Below are 3616 nucleotides of genomic sequence, written 5' to 3' on the forward strand. Positions count from 1 at the left end.
TTATTTGATGAATTTTAATAACTATGCGATTTTATCGCATCAGTACTAATTGTAGAATAAAAGCAAATCCCGCAAGATGAGAAGTTGATACTTCCAATCTTGCGGGATTATTATAATGTCGTTATGCTGTTGCTGCCTTATTTTGTGTAGAGGAATCGCTTGATGGAACGCTTCGGGGTCTTTTCAAACTCTTCGTTGTGCAGGCGGATGGCCGACAGGTTGCAATAGTGGGGCAGAATCGTATTGAGCTGCTTGCGGTTCTCCTCCATGATGTTTTCCAGGTCGGTGTCGTTGAAGCCCATTTGCTTGGCTTCCTCAAAGTCGGGGTAAACCAGTCCCACGAGTTTGTCGCCTTCTTGGATCACCACGCTCTCAACCACCATAGTCATGGAGTTGAGCTTGTCCTCTATCTCCTCAGGGTAGATGTTCTGTCCGTTAGAACCTAACAGCATGTTCTTCGAGCGGCCCTTGATGAATACGTTGCCGTCGGCGTCCATCGTGCCGAGGTCGCCCGTGTGGAACCATCCCTCCTTGTCGATAGAAGCGGCAGTGGCCTCCTCGTTCTTATAGTATCCCAACATGACGTTGGGGCCCTTGCATAAGATTTCGCCAGGGACGTTCTGCGGATCTGAACTGTCAATACGCACCTGCATGTGCAGGGCTGCCTTTCCGCATGAGCCTGGAACAAATTCTTGGTAGTCGGCGTAGCAGATGATCGGTGCACACTCCGTAGCTCCATAGCCCACTGTGTAGTGGAAATGAATCTGGTGCAGGAAGGCTTCCACCTCTTGGTTGAACGCGGCGCCGCCGATGATGATCTCGTAGAAGTTGCCTCCGAAGGCTTGGGTTACTTGCGTGCAAATTTTCTCGTAAACCTTCCTGTTGATGCCTGGCATCTTCATCAAGAGACGCATCTTGGGATCCTGGATCTTCGGGAACACCTTCTTCTTGATGATCTTCTCGATGATGAGGGGTACCGAGATGATGACGCGTGGCTTCACCTCGGCAAAAGCTGCTGCGATGATGGCGGGTGAAGGAATGCGTGTCAGGAAGAAGATGTGGCATCCCTTGATGAACTCAAAGAGGAACTCGAACGACATACCATACATGTGAGCCATAGGCAAGATGGAAATGATATTGTCGCCAACCTTGATCTTGTTGCCTAATACGTGTTCGGCAAAGTCGGCATTGCTCCACAAGGCGCGGTAGGGAACCATCACGCCTTTCGAGAATCCCGTTGTGCCGCTGGTGTAGTTGATGAGTGCCAGTTCGTCGGGGCTTTGCTCCTTATAGTAACTGATGTGCTCCTGACGGAAATACTTGGGGTATTTGTGTCCAAACATCTCGTTGAGGTGTTCGCGTGCATACGTCAATTTGTCGGTGCGCGAGAGCACAAGCGAATAGTCGGGAATGTAAATAACACCTTCAAGATGGGGCATCTTGGTAGTGTCGATCTGTGTGGCCACCACGTCGCCCACGAACAACAGTTTGGCGTCTGAGTGATTGACGATGTTGTGGATTTGGTCTGCCGTGAACTCATGCAGGATGGGCACGGCCACCGCCCCATAGGTGAGTGTGGCCAGGAAAGCGCACGCCCATGCCGAGCTGTTTCGTCCGCAGAGCGCAACTTTGTCGCCTCGCTTCACGCCCGAACTTTCAAACATGATGTGCAATTTGGCGATCTTGCGGGCTACGTCGTGGTATTGTAGAACCGCACCCTTAAAGTCGGTTAGCGCGTCTTTGTGCCAATGGTCAATGATGCTCTTTTCGATGAGCTCGTTAAAACTGGGGATCTGTTCCATGATCTTGGTATTGGTTGTTATGCCTCTTTGTAGAGGTATCGTTTGATGGATTTCTTGGGTGTTTTCTCAAACTCCTCAGCTTGGAGTCGTATCTCGCTGATTTTGCAGAAGCCAGGCAACAAGTTGTTTAGTTCCTTTCGGTTCTGCTCCATGATATTTCTCAGGTCGTCCTCGGTGAATCCGAGCGACTCGGCTTCGTGCATGTCGGGATGAACCAATCCCACGAGCTTGTCGCCCTTTTGGATGATGAGGCTCTCGTTGACCATGGCCATGGAGTTGAGCTTGTCTTCTATCTCTTCTGGATACACGTTTTGTCCGTTGGAGCCGAGCAGCATGTTCTTGATGCGTCCCAGGATGAAGACGTGTCCGTCTTTCGACATCTTGGCGAGGTCGCCTGTGTGGAACCATCCGTTCTCGTCGATCACGGCTTGTGTGGCCTGCTCGTTCTTGTAGTATCCCTTCATGACGTTCAGTCCGCGCGTAATGATCTCTCCGGCCTCGTTTTCTGGGTCGTTGCTGGCAATCCTCACTTCCATGTGCTTCACGGGCGTTCCGCATGAGCCTCCAACGAAATTGTCGTAGTTGGAGAAGGTGATGAGCGGTCCCGTCTCGGTCGTTCCGTATCCCATGGTGATGGGGAAATGGATGCTTGTGAGGAATTCCTCCACCTCGCGGTTCAGTCCGGCTCCACCCACAACGACCTCGAACGCCTTGCCTCCAAACACATCCATGACGGTCTTCAGCATGTGTTCTTTCACCTTCTTGTTGATGCCCGGCATCTTCATGAGGAGCTTCACACGGTTGTTGTTGAGCTTGGGGAACACCAGTTTCCTGACAATTTTCTCCACGATGAGAGGCACCGAGATGATGACGTCGGGGTGAATTTCGATGAAGGCCTCCTGGATAACCGTGGGGCTCGGTAAGCGTGTGAGGAAGAAGAGGTGGTTTCCCAATACAAACTGGAGCAGGAACTCGCACACCAATCCGTACATGTGAGCCATGGGGAGGATGTCGAGCACGCGCGAGTTGGCGGGCAGTTTGCTGCCCAACTCATCGATCAGGAAGTCGATGTTGCTCCAAACCGATCGGTAGGGGAGCATCACTCCCTTTGAGAAACCTGTCGTGCCACTGGTGTAGTTGATCATGATCAGCTCTTCGGGCTGGTCCTTATGATACTTGACGTGCTCCTTGCGGAAATACTTGGGATACTTGTGACCGAACATCTCGTTGAGGTGCTCTCGCGCGAAAGTCAACTTCTCCGAGTTGCTTACCACAAGTGAATAATCGGGAATATAGATCACTCCCTCCAAGTTGGGCATCATGTTATAGTCGAGGGTGGTGCTTACCACATCGCCCACGAAGAGCAACTTCGACTCAGAATGGTTCACCACGTTGTAAACCTGTTCAGGCTTAAACTCATGCTGCACGGGCACGACGATGGCGCCATACGTCACGATGGCTAAGAAGGCGCATGCCCATGATGAGCTGTTGCGTCCGCAAAGCGCGATTTTGTCGCCCTTGCAGACTCCTGAACTCTCAAACATAATGTGGAGTTTCTCTATCTTTCGTGCCACATCATGATATTGGAGTGTGGCGCCCTTGTAGTCGGTCAGGGCGTCTTTCTCCCAATTCTTGATGATGGCTTGTTCTAGAAGCAAATTAAAACTGGATGCTTTGTCCATTGCACAAATAGAAATTTTGTGTGCAAAGGTACAACCAATTATGCACATTTCCAAAATTCATGTGCAGTATTTTTCCCTAAAATTCTTCTATAATCTGCTGAATAGCTTAAAATGAGCGATTTATAAGTGTTC

At 50.5% G+C, this 3616-nt stretch carries 2 protein-coding genes; both read right to left on the reverse strand.

Annotated features, from left to right (window positions below):
* Window positions 1–137: 137 nt before the first annotated feature.
* Window positions 138–1802: an AMP-binding protein gene (locus WKK33_RS00105; protein WP_337568340.1), complete on the reverse strand. Its 1665-nt coding sequence runs from the start codon at window positions 1800–1802 to the stop codon at window positions 138–140.
* 17 nt (window positions 1803–1819) lie between these two features.
* Complete coding sequence (locus WKK33_RS00110) at window positions 1820–3484, reverse strand: AMP-binding protein (RefSeq protein WP_337468958.1); 1665 nt, start codon at window positions 3482–3484, stop codon at window positions 1820–1822.
* Window positions 3485–3616: the final 132 nt, after the last annotated feature.

The sequence above is a fragment of the Hallella sp. genome (genome assembly GCF_037460745.1).
GTDB classification, from domain to species: domain Bacteria; phylum Bacteroidota; class Bacteroidia; order Bacteroidales; family Bacteroidaceae; genus Prevotella; species Prevotella faecis.

What these genes read in the sequence shown, in the direction of transcription:
- WKK33_RS00105 (WP_337568340.1), bottom strand. Translation starts at nt 1,802, where the DNA reads ATGGAACAGATCCCCAGTTTTAACGAGCTCATCGAAAAGAGCATCATT.
- WKK33_RS00110 (WP_337468958.1), bottom strand. Translation starts at nt 3,484, where the DNA reads ATGGACAAAGCATCCAGTTTTAATTTGCTTCTAGAACAAGCCATCATC.